15 protein-coding genes are annotated in these 16,463 nt (G+C 31.0%); 11 read left to right on the top strand and 4 right to left on the bottom strand.

The window, feature by feature from the left end; translation table 11 throughout:
- Positions 1–67: 67 nt before the first annotated feature.
- Complete coding sequence (locus tag NH341_RS14210; RefSeq protein WP_047789126.1) at positions 68–409, bottom strand: DUF2853 family protein; 342 nt, start codon at positions 407–409, stop codon at positions 68–70.
- A gap of 195 nt (positions 410–604) precedes the next feature.
- On the opposite strand from NH341_RS14210, the gene NH341_RS14215 reads away from it, so the two are divergent.
- Complete coding sequence (locus NH341_RS14215; RefSeq protein ID WP_159614760.1) at positions 605–1,975, top strand: lipopolysaccharide assembly protein LapB; 1,371 nt, start codon at positions 605–607, stop codon at positions 1,973–1,975.
- A 37-nt stretch (positions 1,976–2,012) separates the two neighbouring features.
- Here NH341_RS14215 and NH341_RS14220 read toward each other — a convergent pair whose 3' ends face one another.
- The gene (locus tag NH341_RS14220) at positions 2,013–3,740 is read right to left on the bottom strand and encodes a sodium:solute symporter family protein (protein ID WP_073183855.1); all 1,728 of its coding nucleotides are present in this window, start codon (positions 3,738–3,740) and stop codon (positions 2,013–2,015) included.
- A gap of 129 nt (positions 3,741–3,869) precedes the next feature.
- Here NH341_RS14220 and pfkA point away from each other — a divergent pair, with 129 nt between their 5' ends.
- Genes pfkA through NH341_RS14235 form a run of 3 tightly spaced genes read left to right on the top strand, consistent with a single transcriptional unit; the run spans position 3,870 to position 6,299 of the window.
- Complete coding sequence (gene pfkA, locus NH341_RS14225) at positions 3,870–4,853, top strand: 6-phosphofructokinase (RefSeq protein ID WP_047789124.1); 984 nt, start codon at positions 3,870–3,872, stop codon at positions 4,851–4,853.
- A 23-nt stretch (positions 4,854–4,876) separates the two neighbouring features.
- Positions 4,877–5,878 (top strand): type I glyceraldehyde-3-phosphate dehydrogenase, encoded by a 1,002-nt coding sequence (gene gap, locus NH341_RS14230; RefSeq protein ID WP_253057308.1) that lies wholly within the window; start codon positions 4,877–4,879, stop codon positions 5,876–5,878.
- 58 nt (positions 5,879–5,936) lie between these two features.
- Entirely contained in the window at positions 5,937–6,299 is a 363-nt protein-coding gene (locus NH341_RS14235) for a methylglyoxal synthase (RefSeq protein WP_253057310.1), read from the top strand.
- Between the two features lie 55 nt (positions 6,300–6,354).
- Here the strand turns inward: NH341_RS14235 and NH341_RS14240 are convergent, their stop codons facing one another.
- Together NH341_RS14240 and NH341_RS14245 are read right to left on the bottom strand one after the other, a co-directional pair.
- Complete coding sequence (locus tag NH341_RS14240) at positions 6,355–6,735, bottom strand: RidA family protein (RefSeq protein WP_159491503.1); 381 nt, start codon at positions 6,733–6,735, stop codon at positions 6,355–6,357.
- Positions 6,736–6,798: 63 nt separating this feature from the next.
- Positions 6,799–9,501: a putative LPS assembly protein LptD gene (locus NH341_RS14245; protein ID WP_239180808.1), complete on the bottom strand. Its 2,703-nt coding sequence runs from the start codon at positions 9,499–9,501 to the stop codon at positions 6,799–6,801.
- A 94-nt stretch (positions 9,502–9,595) separates the two neighbouring features.
- On the opposite strand from NH341_RS14245, the gene NH341_RS14250 reads away from it, so the two are divergent.
- The 7 genes from NH341_RS14250 (at position 9,596) to NH341_RS14280 (ending at position 16,463) form a co-directional block, all read left to right on the top strand.
- Positions 9,596–10,780, top strand: coding sequence for an N-acetylmuramoyl-L-alanine amidase (locus NH341_RS14250; RefSeq protein WP_073183796.1), 1,185 nt, complete (start codon positions 9,596–9,598; stop codon positions 10,778–10,780).
- Positions 10,781–10,845: 65 nt separating this feature from the next.
- Positions 10,846–11,811, top strand: a complete 966-nt coding sequence (locus NH341_RS14255) for an MlaD family protein (RefSeq protein ID WP_047789120.1) — start codon at positions 10,846–10,848, stop codon at positions 11,809–11,811.
- Between the two features lie 89 nt (positions 11,812–11,900).
- Entirely contained in the window at positions 11,901–13,220 is a 1,320-nt protein-coding gene (locus tag NH341_RS14260) for a 4Fe-4S dicluster domain-containing protein (RefSeq protein WP_047789119.1), read from the top strand.
- A 71-nt stretch (positions 13,221–13,291) separates the two neighbouring features.
- The gene (locus NH341_RS14265) at positions 13,292–14,071 is read left to right on the top strand and encodes a (Fe-S)-binding protein (RefSeq protein ID WP_073183794.1); all 780 of its coding nucleotides are present in this window, start codon (positions 13,292–13,294) and stop codon (positions 14,069–14,071) included.
- A 98-nt stretch (positions 14,072–14,169) separates the two neighbouring features.
- Positions 14,170–14,574: a hypothetical protein gene (locus tag NH341_RS14270; protein WP_047789117.1), complete on the top strand. Its 405-nt coding sequence runs from the start codon at positions 14,170–14,172 to the stop codon at positions 14,572–14,574.
- Between the two features lie 88 nt (positions 14,575–14,662).
- Positions 14,663–15,622, top strand: coding sequence for a 1,4-dihydroxy-2-naphthoate octaprenyltransferase (menA, locus tag NH341_RS14275; protein ID WP_256471529.1), 960 nt, complete (start codon positions 14,663–14,665; stop codon positions 15,620–15,622).
- Positions 15,623–15,644: 22 nt separating this feature from the next.
- A complete protein-coding gene (locus NH341_RS14280) occupies positions 15,645–16,463 on the top strand; it encodes a DUF4349 domain-containing protein (RefSeq protein ID WP_253057312.1) in 819 nt (272 codons plus the stop codon).

The following is a 16,463-nucleotide window of genomic DNA, read 5'->3' on the forward strand; positions in this document are numbered from 1 at the left end:
CTAAAATAAAAAAATCCTGTATTTAAAACTTAAATACAGGATTTATATTTTTTAGAAAGAGAGGTTATTACATTCCGTAAACAGACTCTTTATCAAATTTCTTAACCAACATGTAGTATACAACCGCACGATACTTATTTCTTTCCGACTTTCCAATTCTTTCCATTACTTCTCCAATAGCTTTATCTAATTCAGGTCCATCAGCTAAACCTAATTTTTTCATTAAGAAGTTTTTCTTAACAGTTTCTAGTTCTTTAGGGTCACTTCCTGATACGGTTTCAGCATCTTTTTTATAAATAGAAGGGCCTAGTCCTTTTGTTACAGCAGTTAATAAATCAGTGTTAGAACGAATATCTCTATCGTCCATAAACTTTTTATAAAGCGCCACTTTTTCGTCAAATTTACTCATGATTTTTTGTTTAAAATTAGATATTAATTTTTATGTTCTTTCAAAGATAGAAAAATAATTAACTCTTTCAAATAACTTATTTTTAATAAAAACGAATGTTTTATATTGTTAATTAAATTGTTGAAAAGAAATAAACATACCAGTAAATAGGTATTATTCTTGCAGTAACTTTATATAAATTCAAATCTGTAGCCCATGTCAATATCAAAATTTGAATCTATGTTGAAAACCAACGAGGTATATTTTTTCGATGCTGTAGAGTTTGAGACAATTATAGAGCATTATTTAAATATAGGTAAGCAGTCGTTGGCAAAAAAAGCCGTACAGTTAGGTTTAGAGCAGCATCCGTCTTCAATTCAATTAAAATTAATGAAAGTAGAAATTTTAATTTTTGAAGATGAATTGCATGAAGCAATTAAGATGTTGTCTAATATCGAAGCTGTAGAACCTCATAATGATGAAGTATTTATCCAAAAAGCAATAATCTTATCTAAAAAGAAACAGCACACAGAAGCAATTGCTATTTTAAAAGAGTCTTTACAGTATATAGAAGATCCATCTGATGTTTGGTCTATGATAGGTATGGAGTACTTGTATCTTGATGATTTTGAAAATGCACGTTTGAATTTTGCAAAGTGTATTGAGGTAGATTATGAAGATTATTCATCGTTGTACAATATAGTTTATTGTTTTGATATGGAGGGTAGTCATGAAGACGCAATAAAATTTTTAAATTCGTATTTAGATAAAAATCCATATTGTGAAGTCGCATGGCATCAATTAGGAAGACAATATTTTGAACTAGGAATGTTTAAAGAAGCATTAACAGCTTTTGATTATGCAGTATTGATTGATGATAGTTTTATAGGGGGGTATTTAGAAAAGGCAAAATCCTTAGAAGAATTAAAGCGCTATGAAGAAGCAATAGATAATTATTTGGTTACACTAGAATTAGATGACCCAACGGCTTATGCTTATATAAGGATTGGGGAGTGTTATGATAAACTTGAAAACACACAAACAGCAATACACTTTTATAAAAAGGCAGTACATGAAGACCCTCTTTTAGATAGAGGCTGGGTTTTACTAACAAATGCTTGTTATAATCAAGGAAATTATGAAAAAGCATTGTACTATATAAATAAAGCAATTCATATAGATGAATCAAATGTTTTATATTGGAGGCGTTATGGAGATATTAATTTAAAACTTAATTTTTACGAAGAATCAGTTAAGGCTTTTAAAACCTGCTTATCTTTAGGAGATAAAGAGATTGAAATTTACATTGCTTTAGTAGATATTTTATTGTTTTTAGGAGAATTTAATCAAGCACTTAAGATATTAATTCAAGCAAAAAAAACGTATAAAGAATTTGCAGAAATTGAGTATAGACTTTGCGGATTGTTTATGATTCTAGGAAAAGAAGAGTATGGAGTGGCTCATTTGAATAATGCTTTAGCCATCGATTTTGAATATCATACAATTGTTAAGGACTTATTTCCTTCTGTTTTTGAAAATAAAAGAATAAAAAAAATTATATCTAATTACGATAAAGCTGTTCAATAAAGGCTTTCATGTTTAACACTAGTAAGTATTAATTGCGTTAAGAAACAAACTTCCATATTTTTCTTAAAATTAAAATACAAATTAAGGAGATTGTTGAAAGTGTTGCAGCTAGAGTTGTTTCACCATAAATCCAATTTCCAGAGGCGAATAAGAAGCTGTAAATACCTATAGTTCCAGTTATAAACCCTAAAATTTTATATCCAACATTTTTAAATTTATTTTCGTTCTCAAAAATAAGACTATCAAATTTTTCTAAGGTTTTAGTATTGGTGGGGTTTGTTAAAAGAGTTACAATAACCCAACCTACAGTAGTAACCAAAACGCCAATGATTAATTGCCAATATCCCGCAATTTGAGTAAATGGAATCTCCATTTTTCCATTGATAAAAAAGAAAACAGCAATTATAAAAGATATGGCCATTGCAGCAATTTCACTATATGGATTAATTCTACTCCAAAACCAACGTAAAATAAATAACAGTCCAGTTCCTGCACCAATTTGTAGCAGCAAATCGAAAACTCCTTTAGCTGATTGTAAATAGAAAGAAAAAAGAGCAGCACACAACATTAAAACTATAGTTGATATTCTTCCAACTACTACCTTTTGCTTTTCAGAAGCATTTTTATTGATAAACCTACTGTAAAAATCATTTACGATGTATGAACTTCCCCAATTTAATTGAGTAGAAATTGTACTCATAAAAGCAGCTATTAAAGAGGTTAATACAATTCCTAATAATCCAGCAGGTAAGTAGGTCATCATTGCAGCATAAGCCACATCGTGTCCTTGCATTTCAGTTGTTAAACTAGGAAATGCTTGATTCATACTATCCAAACTTGGAAAAATAATTAATGAAGCAAGTCCAACAATAATCCATGGCCAAGGTCGTAATGCATAATGGGCAAAATTGAAAAATAAAGTAGCCCAAGTAGCATTTTTTTCATCTTTAGCAGCTAACATACGTTGCGCAATATAACCACCACCACCAGGTTCAGCTCCAGGATACCAAGTACTCCACCATTGTACAGCAAAAGGAATTATAAATAAAGTAATTAATGCTTCTTTATCTGAGAAATCAGGAAACATTGCTAGTTTGTCACTTACGTTAGGATGTGTCAATAAATTTGAAAGTCCGTCAATTTCTGGTAAACCAACAATATATATAGTAGCCCAAATAGAACCAACCATAGCAATTAAAAACTGGACAAAATCAGTAAGTAAAACACCTTTTAATCCACCTAAAGAAGAGTAAATAACAATAACTATTGAAGAATAAAAAAGTGTTTCTTCTTGTGATATGCCTAATAAAATATTAGCAATTTTAGCTCCGGCTAAACAAACCCCTGCCATTGTAATTACGTTAAAAATTACACCTAAATAAATAGCTCTAAAGCCTCTTAAAAAGCTAGCCATCTTACCAGAGTAACGTAGCTCATAGAACTCTAAATCGGTAGTTATTCCTGATTTTCTCCATAGTTTAGCATAAAAAAATACGGTAAGCATTCCTGTAAGAAGCATTGCCCACCAAACCCAGTTACCAGAAACACCGTTTTCTCTAACTAATTCAGTAACCAATCCAGGAGTATCAGCAGCAAATGTAGTTGCAACCATAGAAACCCCTAACAACCACCATGGCATATTTCTTCCTGATAAAAAGAATTCGGAACTGTTCTTTCCTGCTGATTTTGAACTCCAAAGACCAATAAGCAATGAAAGAATAAAAAAACCGAAAATAATAATATAATCAAGAGAGGTTAATAACATAGTTTGTTTTATTTGTTGGCTAAAAGTAACCAAATAATATTAAACGTTAAACTTCAATTAAAAAGCAAAATGAATTTATTGTTTTTTATTAAAAAATGACTAAAATTGAGTAAATTTGATATTCGTTTTATGAGAAAAATTAAAAAAATAGCAGTGATGACTTCTGGAGGGGATGCTCCAGGAATGAATGCCGCGATACGATCTGTTGTAAGGACTTGTGCTTATTACAGAACGGATTGTATGGGAATTTACAGAGGATATCAAGGGTTGATTGAAGGAGATTTAATTCCGTTGACCGCTAGAAGTGTTAATAATATTATTCACAAGGGAGGTACCATTTTAAAATCGGCTCGTTCAAAAGATTTTAGAACTAAAGAAGGACGTCAAAAAGCCTATGAAAGTCTAAAAAAGAACAATGTAGATGCCTTAGTGGTGATTGGTGGAGATGGTTCTTTCACAGGAGGAGTGATTTTTAATCAAGAGTTCAATTTTCCTATAATAGGAATTCCTGGAACCATAGATAATGATATTTCAGGAACAAGTCATACACTTGGTTACGATACAGCTTTGAATACAGCTGTAGAAGCAATTGATAAAATTAGAGATACTGCATCTTCTCATAATCGACTTTTCTTTGTTGAGGTTATGGGGCGTGATGCAGGATTTATAGCATTAAACGCTGGTGTTGGAGCAGGAGCAGAAGAGATTTTAATTCCTGAAGAAGACTTAGGGTTAGAAAGAATGTTGGAATCTTTGAAGAAGAGTAGAAGGTCAGGGAAATCGTCAAGTATCGTAGTAGTTTCGGAAGGAGATAAAACTGGTAAAAATGTATTTGAATTAGCTGATTATGTGGAAGAAAACTTACCTGAATATGAAGTAAGGGTTTCTGTGTTAGGACATATGCAGCGAGGAGGTTCTCCATCATGTTTTGATCGAGTTTTAGCAAGTAGATTAGGAGTAAGTGCTGTAGAACTTTTACTTGATGGAAAGACAAACTTGATGGTAGGGTTAAAAGATAATAAAGTAATTTCTACCGATTTAGAAAAAGCAATCAAAGGTCAACATAATATTGATACCGAATTATTACGCGTATCAGATATTATGACCACTTAAACAAGAATATAAAATTTTAAATAATGATAAAAATAGGAATTAACGGATTTGGAAGAATTGGTCGATTAGCATTCCGTTCTGCAATAAAAAGAGACAACATTCAAGTTGTGGCTATTAACGATTTGTTAGATGTAGATTATTTAGCCTATTTGTTGAAGTATGATTCTGTTCATGGACGATTTGAAGGAGATGTTGAAGTGAAAGATGGAAATTTAGTTGTAAATGGACAAACAATAAGAATCACTGCTGAAAGAAACCCTGAGAACCTTAAATGGAATGAAGCAGGAGCAGAATATGTAATCGAATCTACAGGTTTTTTTACTGATAAAGATAAAGCAGCAATGCATATTACAGGTGGAGCGAAGAAAGTAATTATTTCAGCACCTTCAAAAGATGCTAATATGTATGTAATGGGAGTAAATCATAAAGAGTTAACAGCTGATGAAACTATTTTTTCAAATGCTTCATGTACTACAAACTGTTTAGGACCATTAACAAAAGTTATCCACGATAATTTTGGATTGAAAGAGGGATTGATGACTACAGTTCATGCTGCGACATCAACACAAAATACCGTTGACGGACCTAATAAGAAATGGAGAAGAGGACGTTCGGTAGTAAATAATATTATTCCTACGTCAACAGGGGCGGCAAAAGCAGTAACGAAAGTTATTCCAGAGTTAGAAGGTAAATTAACGGGTATGGCAGTTAGAGTTCCTGTGGCAGATGTTTCTTTAGTAGATTTAACGTTTAGAACAGATAAAGCGACTTCGTTAAAAGAAATTTTAGCAACATTAAAAGAGGCTTCAGAAGGAGAGTTTAAAGGGATTATTGGATATACTGAAGATGAGGTGGTGTCACAAGACTTTGTTTCAGAAACAAGAACATCTGTAATTGATGCTGATGCTTGTTTAGAGTTAAACGAGAACTTTTTCAAGGTAATTTCTTGGTATGATAATGAGTATGGATATGCTACTAAAATTGTAGATTTATTAGAGTATTCGGCTTCTTTAATAAAAGCATAAAATATTTTGTAATATTGTATTCCCGCTTTTGGCGGGAATACTTTTTTAAACACTATTTATGGAAATAGCAATTATAGCACATGATGGAATGAAAGCTGAAATGGTTCAGTTTTTAAATGAACACAAAGAAGTTTTACGTCAAAAAAATGTTCGGTTAATAGCTACAGGTACAACAGGAGAAAAAGCAGAAAAAGCAGGTTTTGAAGTAATAAAATTTTTATCAGGACCTATTGGAGGTGATGCGCAAATTGCTGGTAGAGTAGCAGAAGGGAAATGCCAAATGGTATTGTTTTTTAGAGATCCTTTAGCAAAGCATCCACATGAACCAGATATTTCTATGTTAATGCGTTTGTGTGACGTGCATGATGTGCCGTTAGCAACAAATCCATCAACGGCGGAATTATTAATAAAAGCGATATAATAAAAAATCCACTTTCAAAAGTGGATTTTTTATTTATTCATGTTTTGAGATTGTCTTACTTAACAGCAATCATACTAATTTCTACATTTACAAACTTAGGGAGGTTAGCAACTTCTACTGTTTCACGAGCAGGAGCTGTAGCGTCATTAAAATACTCACCATAAACAGCATTAATTTTTGAAAAGTTATGCATGTCTGAAATAAAAATAGAAGTTTTAATAACGTTTTCAAAAGTCATACCAGCAGCAGCTAATACTTCTTTCATGTTTTGCATTACTTGTTTGGTTTCTGCTTCAATAGAATCTAAAACTAATTCACCAGTTTCAGGGTTAATAGCTATTTGTCCAGAAGTGTATAAAGTATTTCCACTAAGTACAGCTTGGTTATATGGACCAATTGGAGCTGGAGCTTTGTCTGTTGTGATTATTTTTTTCATTTTAGTTTGAGTTTATAAAGTTGTTTGCTTTGTTAAAAGGGAAAAGTTAGATTTTTCTAACTTCTAAAATAAAACTCTATCTGGTGGTTTATTTTTATCCCACTTTAAATCGCTCAATACTGAAGATTTCACTCCAATAAAGAAATTGTATGAAGAATTAACACCAAAAGGAGTCCAATTAAAATTAAATCGCCAACTATCTAAATCTCTAGAAAAGTTTAATCTAGTGTAGGTGAAAGCGTTGTCTTTAATATCGTAACCAGAAGAAAAACCAACTTTCCATTTAGGCGAAAGTTCAACATCGCCGCTAAACATTAATGTATTATTACCTATTTGACTTGTTAACCCGTTATTTGTATAACTCATACTGTAAGCTAAATTAAGAGTCCAAGGTATTTTGGCTTTGTATAGTTCTGTTTCTTTTGTTTCGCTTTCTTCATTTTTGTTATTAGTGTTGTTAGGAAATCCATTAGTAGGTCCTATACCTTCCCCAAAAACATCAGGAGTGTCTTGTGCTCCATTACCGTTTTTATCATCATCATTATCTCCACCATCTTTGTTTTTTTCAAAATCTTTACTAGAAATAGAGTAATTAGCTGTTACTCCCAAGTTAGTCATTCTAAAGATATTGCCATTAATTTTATTTATTCTTTGGCCTTTACTGTTTACTTGATACGGGTCGAAGGTAGCATTCATATTTAAAGCTAGTTTGTCTTTAAAAAGACGTGTACCAGCGTTGGCTCTTACAGGAGACCAACGTAAACTGTCAGCAGCTATGTTATAGCTTGTGCTAAAATTTAAGTTGTTAAGAATGGTGATTTTTTTATCTTCTTCATCACTATCGGGGTCTTTTGGGGCTACTTTAGCTTCTAAAACATTGTTTACAGAAATACCAATAGAGTTTGAAACTCCACTTCCAGGTGTTCCATAAATACCGCCTTCAAAGGGAGAGTAGGTTAGTAAGTCACTTGGATCAGAACTTTGGCGTACTGTTAAATCGTAATCATCAGCAAAATTTGGACGATATCCGTATGAAATAGAGGGTCTAATTGTATGTCGAATAGCCTTTAAACGTCCTTTTTTAAAGTTAAATGTACCATAAATATTGGTAGATAAAGAAACACCAAAATTATATTCATTATAACGTGTAAAACCACTAATAGTGTCGTTAACTGCCGCTCCTAAATTACCGTCTTTGTTTACTGCGGTAGGATCATATCTCTTTTTAATTTGGTCAAAATACCAAACATCTTTATAATTTACACTAGGTGATAATGTAAAATATTTAAAAGCTTTTAAACTGGTATTGGTGCTTAAATTATGTTGAATCCCTTTTTTTGCCGTTTGAAACATTTTAGAAGTGAAAAACTCGTCATCTGTGGTGTTAATTTGATATTGCCCCTGCATACTATAATTTAATCCCATTTTTTGAATAGGATTCTTTTTAATTCCTCCTTTACCTGCAAATGGATAAATACGATCCATATTAAGTTGTAAAGAAGGAAGCGTCATAGTAATTGATTCTGTATTGGTGTTTTGTGAATGAGTAGCAGTTACGCTAAGGTTAAAAGGAGTGCCTACAAAATTTTTATAATAAGAAATAGACGAATTTAATGTGTTGTTTAAGAACTGAGAACTATTAAATTCATTTAAAGATTGACGGTAGTACTTACTGCTACCTAAGTTAACAGAGGCAGAAAAACGAGAGTTTGGACTCGCCTTAGAATCTTGACTATGACTCCATCTAAGGTTAAAATTGGTGGATTTTTGATAATCGCTGAGACCACGTATTCCTTGAATAATGTTTTCAAAACGAGCACTAAAACTTCCACTAAATTTATAGCGCACATAATAGTTAGAGGAAGCATTTAACCCCCAACTGCCATTGGTGTATAAATCTCCTAATACAGTTAAATCAAAGTAATCACTTAGTGCAAAGTAATAACCTCCATTTTGCATAAAAAAACCTTGGTTATTACTTTCCCCCCAAGAAGGAATAATAAAACCAGAAGTTCTTTTGTCTGTTAAAGGAAAATAAGCAAAGGGTAAATATACAGGAGTAGGAACATCTGCTAATACTAAATTACTACCACCAACTATAATTTTCTTACCAGGTACTAGTTTTGCTTTATTTGTTTGAATATAATAATCTGGTATTTTCTTTTTTGAAGTGGTAAATCGTAACCTTCTCATGTATATAGTGGAGTCATTTACTCGTTTTGTTTTTTCACCATAAGTAATAATTCCACCTTGATTTGTTTTAACACCGTAAACTAAAGCTTTTTTAGTTTTAAAGTTAAATAAAATAGAATCTTGTTCCGATTCTTGTCCACCTTGTTTAAACTGAGGTCTTTGATGGTATCCTGTACTATCTTTTATACCTTTAGCATATACCATATTATTCTTATAGTCTAAAATAATAATTCCAGCTTTTAAATCAATATCGGTGTATGTTACATGAGCTTTGTTGTATAAAGTAATTGTTTTATTTTTAGTACTTTGTATGGTGTAATCTTCAGCATCATGGGTAATAATACCATCAATAACTTCTTTAGGCTTAATAGAGTCATTAACAATTGTGTCTCTTTTCTTATAAACAAGGTCGTTATTTTTTAACCCTATTAAAGTATCTTTAGCAGTATTATATGTAGAATCTTTATTAGTTTTTTGAATATTTATAGCCTCCTTAATAGGTTCTTGGGCAATACTTAATTGAAAACAAAAAAGAGATAGGGCTAAAAGTATGTAAGTTGGATTTGCTCGCAATATTATTAATACTATTTTTGTGTTATATTTAAAAACTTTGGCGTGTTATTTGAATGCCTATATTTTAAAAACCAAAAATAGTTAAATTTTATTGATGCAATTCTTAAATTTCCGTAAATATAATATATCAAAATCATGCTTAATTATTCTTACTTCTTTAACAGTTTTGTTAGGGAGTATAGCGTCGGTTTCAGCTCAAAAAAAGTATACTGTTGTTTTAGATGCTGGTCATGGAGGTAAAGATCCTGGAAACTTAGGGAATGGTTACAGAGAAAAAAACATAGCTTTAAGAGTAGCATTAGATGTAGGAAAAGAGCTATCAACATCAAAAGATATACAAGTAGTTTATACTCGAAAAAAAGATGTTTTTGTAGAATTACATAATCGAGCTAAAATTGCAAATGATAAAAAAGCAGATTTATTTGTATCTATACATTGTGATGCTTTTAGAAGATCTGATCCGCATGGAGCAAGTACGTTTGTTTTAGGATTGAGTGGAAACAAAGAAAACTTAGAGATTGCTAAAAAAGAGAACTCGGTAATATTATTAGAAGACAATTATAAACAAAATTACGATTATGATCCGAATTCACCAGAATCAGTTATTGGATTATCTGTACTTCAAGAAGAAAATTTAGAAAATAGTTTAGGTATTGCAGGTTTGGTACAAAATAACTTTGTAGCAATAAAAAGAAATAATCGAAAAGTAAAGCAAGCAAATTTTTTAGTTTTAAGAGAAACAGTAATGCCCAGTGTTTTAATAGAACTAGGGTTTTTAACAAATAAAAATGAAGGAAAGTTTTTAAACTCTAGAAAAGGGCAGCTAAAGATGGCAAAATCAATAGCGCAGGCAATTAGAAAATACTTTGAACGTTTAAAATTAAATACAATTAGTGAAACTATAACGGTAAACGCACCGCTAGTTGAAAATGAAGTAGTAAATAAGGTTGCAGAAAAAGATATACAAGTTGTAAAAAAAGATAACATTTTAGAAAAAAAAGCATCTCTATCAAAACCTGTATCTGCTAAAGTGATGTTTAGAATACAAGTAGCAGCATCAAGAAAAAAACTTTCAACAAGTAGTTTTAAAGGATTAGAAAATGTAGAGTATTTATTTATAGATAATTATTATAAATATTATTATGGAAACTTACCAAGTTTGTCTGAAATAAAAAAAGTTTTACCCAAAGTAAGAAGTAAAGGTTATAAAGATGCTTGGATTGTAGCTTTTAAAAACGGAAAACGAATTTCAATAAAAGAAGCATTGAAAAACCGTTAATTTAGAGGTATTCTATATATATACTCGCAAAATTATTATTATTTTCGCTCGTATAAATATATTCTATGTCTAAAGAACTAAAAACAGGAATTGTTGCTGTCGTTGTTATTGCACTATTTATTTGGGGTTATAATTTCTTAAAAGGACAAGATTTGTTCAGTGCAAACACAAGGCACTTTTTTGTAGAGTACAATAATATCAATGGTCTAAATGAAGCAAGTTCAGTTACTATTAATGGATTGAAAGTTGGAAAAGTTGATGAAATTCGTTTCAATCAAAACCCAGATAAAAAAGGAAATTTAATAGTGAAAATTTCATTAGACACTGACTTTAATTTTTCTAAAAACAGTATCGCTAAAATATATTCGGCAAGCTTAATGGGAGGGCAAAACTTAGCAATTGTGCCTAAGTATGACGGAGAAGTAGCAAAATCAGGAGATTATTTAAACGGAGAAGTTGAATCGGACATATTCTCATCTGTTGGAGAGAAATTAAACCCCATTCAAGCTAAATTAGAAAACGTATTAGTAGGAGCAGACTCCTTACTTATTGGGTTTAATCAAGTATTAGATGAAAAATCAAGAAAAAGCTTAAATAGAAGTATATTAGGCTTAGAAGGTACCATATATGATGTACGTAAAACTTTAGCTTCGGTTAATACATTATTGGCAAATAATAAAGAAAATTTAAATAAAACCTTTGAGAATACTAAAAAAATTACAGATAACTTTTCAAAAGTATCTGATGATTTGGCGAAAGCTAATTTAGGAGAATCGGTAAAAAAGCTTGAAGCAACTCTTGCAAATGTTAATGGCTTGTTAGCCAACATGAAATCAGGAAAAGGAACTTTAGGAAAGTTAATGACTGATGATAAAATGTATACTAATTTAACAAATGCCTCAAAAGAATTAGAAGAACTATTAAGAGAAATGAAATTAAACCCAAAACGTTTTGTACATTTCTCATTATTCGGAAAAAAACCAAAACCATATAACGAAGAAAACAATCAAAGCAATACAAGTAACAACTAAATAAAACAACAACTAAAAATATTCTATAACCTCTTAAAAACTGAAGAAGTAAATAGTTATAAATAGAGTAAAAAAATTAATTAAAGACAATGGAGAATTACTTGCCAAACCTCTTTTTTGCAATTATTTTAATTGCAGCTATAGGGTATTTTGTAATGAATGTTCGTAAGCTAATACGAAACATTAAATTAGGAAAAGATGTAGATAGAACTGATAGAAAACCAGAACGATGGAAAAATATGGCTAAAATAGCTTTAGGACAATATAAAATGGTACGTCGTCCTGTTTCAGGTATTTTACATGTTGTTGTATATGTTGGGTTTATTCTAATCAATATCGAAATGTTAGAGATTGTTATTGATGGATTATTAGGAACACATCGTGTTTTTCAACCAATAATAGGAAATACATTATATGGTTTCTTAATAGGAAACTTTGAAGTATTGTCAGTACTTGTTTTAATATCTGTAACGATTTTTTGGTTCCGAAGAAATATAGAAAAAGTGAAACGTTTTTGGAATAAAGAAATGGAAGGTTGGCCTAAGAATGATGGAAATATTATTCTATATTTTGAAATGGTGTTAATGAGTTTATTCTTAGTAATGAATGCTACAGATGTTACTTTTCAAGAGGCTGGAGTAGGAAATGTAGTTTCTCAATTTATAGCTCCTTGGTTTGATGGTTTTTCTAATGAATCTTTACACACTATTGAGAAAACAGCTTGGTGGCTACACATTATAGGAATTCTAATATTCTTAAACTATTTATATTATTCTAAGCATTTACATATATTACTAGCTTTCCCAAATACATTCTATGCAAATTTAAAACCCAAAGGACAGTTTAATAATTTAGAAGCTGTAACAAAAGAGGTAAAGATGATGATGGATCCAGATGCTGATCCGTATGCTATGCCTGAAGATGGAGAAGAAGAAGGAGAACCTGAGAAATTTGGTGCTTCTGATGTGACTGATCTAAATTGGGTACAGTTAATGAATGCTTACACATGTACTGAATGTGGACGTTGTACTTCATCTTGTCCAGCAAACTTAACAGGAAAAGAATTATCACCACGTGCAATTATGATGAAAACACGTGACCGTTTAGAAGAAGTAGGAAAAAATATTGATGCAAATGGAGGTACATTTAAAGACGATGGAAAACAATTATTAAATGATTATATAACACCAGAAGAATTATGGGCTTGTACAAGTTGTAATGCCTGTGTACAAGAGTGTCCTATTGGTATTGATCCATTATCTATTATTATGGATATGCGTCGTTATTTAGTAATGGAAGAATCTGCAGCTCCGCAAGAGTTAAATATGATGATGACCAATATTGAAAATAACGGAGCACCATGGCAGTATAGTCAAATGGATAGATTAAACTGGAAAGACGAAGAATAATTTTTTAATAATTAATTATGAATTACGAGTAAGAAATAAAGCGTAAGTCATAATTTAAAAACTCACAATTTATGGTAGTACCAACAATGGCAGAAATGATGGCTCAAGGAAAACAACCTGAAGTGTTATTTTGGGTAGGAGCCGCAGGAAGTTACGATGATAGAGCAAAAAAAATAACAAGAGCCTTCGTAAAAATATTACAACAAGCAGGAGTTGACTTTGCAGTATTAGGCACCGAAGAAAGTTCAACAGGAGATGCAGCAAAACGAGCAGGGAATGAGTTTTTATTTCAAATGCAAGCTGTTACAAATATTGAAATTTTAAACGCTTACGAAATAAAAACAATTGTAACTTGCGATCCGCATTCATTTAATACATTAAAAAATGAATATCCTGAATTAGGAGGAAAGTATAAAGTATATCATCATACTCAATATATTAGCAAGTTAATCAAAGAAGGACGTTTAACTATTGAAGATGAAAATTTAAACGGTAAGCGTTTAACGTATCACGATCCATGTTATTTAGGACGTGCAAATGATGTATATGAAAGTCCACGTGAATTAATTCGTCGTTTAGGAGTAAAAATGACTGAGATGAAACGTCATAAGTCAACAGCATTATGTTGTGGAGCTGGAGGAGCACAAATGTTTAAAGAACCTGAAAGAGGAGATAAAGATATTAACGTGTTAAGAACAGAAGATGCTTTAGAAACAAATCCACAAATTATTGCTACCGGTTGTCCTTACTGTAATACCATGATGACTGACGGTGTAAAATTCAAAGAAAAAGAATCGCAAATACAAGTAAAAGACATTGCAGAGTTAATTGCAGAAGCAAATAACCTTTAGTAAAGAAATATAAAGTTTTCTTAAAAGTGTGTTACGAGAGTAGCACACTTTTTTCTTTGTAGTAAGTTTGTTGAAAAATAATTCGAAAACAAAAAAGAATGAGACACCTTTTTACCTTTTTATGCTTAGTGTTATTAATATCGTGTGATGACACCGATTTATCTCTTGACGGAAATGGAAACTTGGCAACAATAACATTTAATATTACAAGTACAAGTAATGACAACAATGGAAGAATTAAAACTGTTTTTCTAGAATCAGGTTTCTTTAAGTATGATAACACTATAACAACTAATGTTTTTCCTTATAAGAAATCGTATACAGATGAAATTAATTTTGCAGCTAATTTAGCTTTTGAATATGAAGATAAAGCCACAGATAATTTTAGTGTTTATACAATAACAATGGAAATTCTTAGAGATAATGTTTTGGTAGACAAAAGAGAATATTTTATAGATAAACCAGGAACAAAAGTAGGTTTTGATGCTGTAGTAAATAAATAAACGATTCATATAGTTGAAGATAAAAGGAAAGCTTAGCTTTCCTTTTTTTATGTCTAAAAAACTTATCTTTGAAAATCATACTATCTCAATGAAAAACTATATAAAAGCAGCACGTTTACGTACATTACCCTTATCGGTTTCAGGAATTATTTTAGGAAGTTTTTTAGGGGTTTGGCAACCTATACAAACTTCATTAGCTGAGCTTGATGTTGTTGATAAAACATATTTTAAAGTTAAACATATCGAGGTTTTTCCTTCAATATATATATTTTTACTTGCTATACTAACCACTATTGGTTTTCAAGTACTATCTAATTTTGCTAATGATTATGGAGATGGTGTAAAAGGGACGGATAATGAAAGAGAAGGAGAAGCACGTATGGTAGCTTCAGGAGCGATTACTCCAAAACAAATGAAAAATGCAATGATTGTTACAGGAGTTATTACAACTATTATTGCACTACTACTAATTTATGTTTCCTTTGGAAAAGACAACTTTTTGTATTCAATAATTTTTTTCGGGTTAGGGATAGCTTCGATAGTAGCAGCCATAAAATATACCGTTGGGAAATCAGCTTATGGTTATAGCGGATTTGGAGATGTTTTCGTTTTTATCTTTTTCGGGTTGTTAGCAGTTGTTGGAACTTACTTCTTATACACCAAACAGTTAAACTTTATCATTTTTTTACCAGCAATTACAGTTGGATTGTTGAGTACAGCGGTATTGAACTTAAACAATATGCGAGATAGAGAGAATGATGCGGTATCAGGAAAAAATACGCTTGTGGTAAAAATGGGAGCAGAATCTGCAAAAATGTATCATTACTTTTTAATTGTAGCGTCTTTTATAGTTGCATTACTGTACACGGTAATTACGTTTAAATCACCATATCAATTCTTATTTATTATAGCTTATATTCCTCTACTAAAACATTTAGTTTTTGTCTATAAAAACAAAGAAGAAACCTTGTTAGATGGAGAGTTAAAAAAAGTAGCTCTTAGTACCTTTTTATTTTCAATTTTATTCGGATTAGGTCAAATTTTGTAACTTCCCAAGAAAATTTAACACTATGAGAACTATTTTAGTCTTTTTCGGAACGTTTCTATTATTTATTAGCTGTAATAGTAAAGGAGCGAATCCAACCTCTTATGGAGAGCTTAAAACTTCAGGAAATTTTGACATTACCAAAGAAATTGTAGAAGCATCAGAAGTTGTATCAGAGAATAAAGAAGTAACAATTGAAAGAAAACTTATTAAAACAGGCGATATTTCTTTTGAAACAGATAATTTATTAGAAACAAGAAATTATATAGAGCAAGCAGTAAAAAAATATAACGGATACATTTCTGCTGATAACGAGTACAAATCTTCTCAAAATATTACTTCAAATTTAACGGTTCGAATTCCTTCAGAAAGTTTTGATACTTTTTTAAATGAGATTTCATCAAAAGTAGCAAGGTTTGATAATAAGAATATCTCTGTTAACGATGTAACAGAGCAATTTTTGGATGTACAAGCACGTTTGAAGGTAAAAAAAGAATTAGAACAACGATATAGCGAAATACTAAAAAAGGCTAGTTCAGTAAAAGAAATTTTAGAAGTTGAGCGAGAATTAACAAATGTAAGGTCTGAAATAGAATCGATGGAAGGACGTTTGAAATACTTACAAAATCAAGTGTCTTTCTCAACTCTAACAATTCGATTTTATAAAGAAGAAGTAAGTAAAGCTTATTCAAAAACTTTTGGAAGACGTATAGCAGATGCTTTTGCCAACGGAATAGACAATATAAAATGGTTTTTTATCGGTTTGGTAAACATTTGGCCATTTATACTTTTAATAGTTTTATTAATAATACTCATAAAGAAACGAATTAAACGAAAAGAATAA

The organism is Tenacibaculum sp. XPcli2-G (assembly GCF_024124505.1).
Lineage (GTDB): Bacteria > Bacteroidota > Bacteroidia > Flavobacteriales > Flavobacteriaceae > Polaribacter > Polaribacter mesophilus.

Excerpts from the sequence above, each read along its gene's own strand:
- NH341_RS14240 (WP_159491503.1), bottom strand. The coding sequence starts at position 6,735 with ATGAAAAAAATAATCACAACAGACAAAGCTCCAGCTCCAATTGGTCCA.
- NH341_RS14255 (WP_047789120.1), top strand. The coding sequence starts at position 10,846 with ATGTCTAAAGAACTAAAAACAGGAATTGTTGCTGTCGTTGTTATTGCA.
- NH341_RS14280 (WP_253057312.1), top strand. The coding sequence starts at position 15,645 with ATGAGAACTATTTTAGTCTTTTTCGGAACGTTTCTATTATTTATTAGC.
- NH341_RS14265 (WP_073183794.1), top strand. The coding sequence starts at position 13,292 with ATGGTAGTACCAACAATGGCAGAAATGATGGCTCAAGGAAAACAACCT.
- pfkA (WP_047789124.1), top strand. The coding sequence starts at position 3,870 with ATGAGAAAAATTAAAAAAATAGCAGTGATGACTTCTGGAGGGGATGCT.
- NH341_RS14220 (WP_073183855.1), bottom strand. The coding sequence starts at position 3,740 with ATGTTATTAACCTCTCTTGATTATATTATTATTTTCGGTTTTTTTATT.
- NH341_RS14270 (WP_047789117.1), top strand. The coding sequence starts at position 14,170 with ATGAGACACCTTTTTACCTTTTTATGCTTAGTGTTATTAATATCGTGT.
- menA (WP_256471529.1), top strand. The coding sequence starts at position 14,663 with ATGAAAAACTATATAAAAGCAGCACGTTTACGTACATTACCCTTATCG.
- NH341_RS14250 (WP_073183796.1), top strand. The coding sequence starts at position 9,596 with ATGCAATTCTTAAATTTCCGTAAATATAATATATCAAAATCATGCTTA.
- gap (WP_253057308.1), top strand. The coding sequence starts at position 4,877 with ATGATAAAAATAGGAATTAACGGATTTGGAAGAATTGGTCGATTAGCA.
- NH341_RS14215 (WP_159614760.1), top strand. The coding sequence starts at position 605 with ATGTCAATATCAAAATTTGAATCTATGTTGAAAACCAACGAGGTATAT.
- NH341_RS14235 (WP_253057310.1), top strand. The coding sequence starts at position 5,937 with ATGGAAATAGCAATTATAGCACATGATGGAATGAAAGCTGAAATGGTT.
- NH341_RS14210 (WP_047789126.1), bottom strand. The coding sequence starts at position 409 with ATGAGTAAATTTGACGAAAAAGTGGCGCTTTATAAAAAGTTTATGGAC.
- NH341_RS14260 (WP_047789119.1), top strand. The coding sequence starts at position 11,901 with ATGGAGAATTACTTGCCAAACCTCTTTTTTGCAATTATTTTAATTGCA.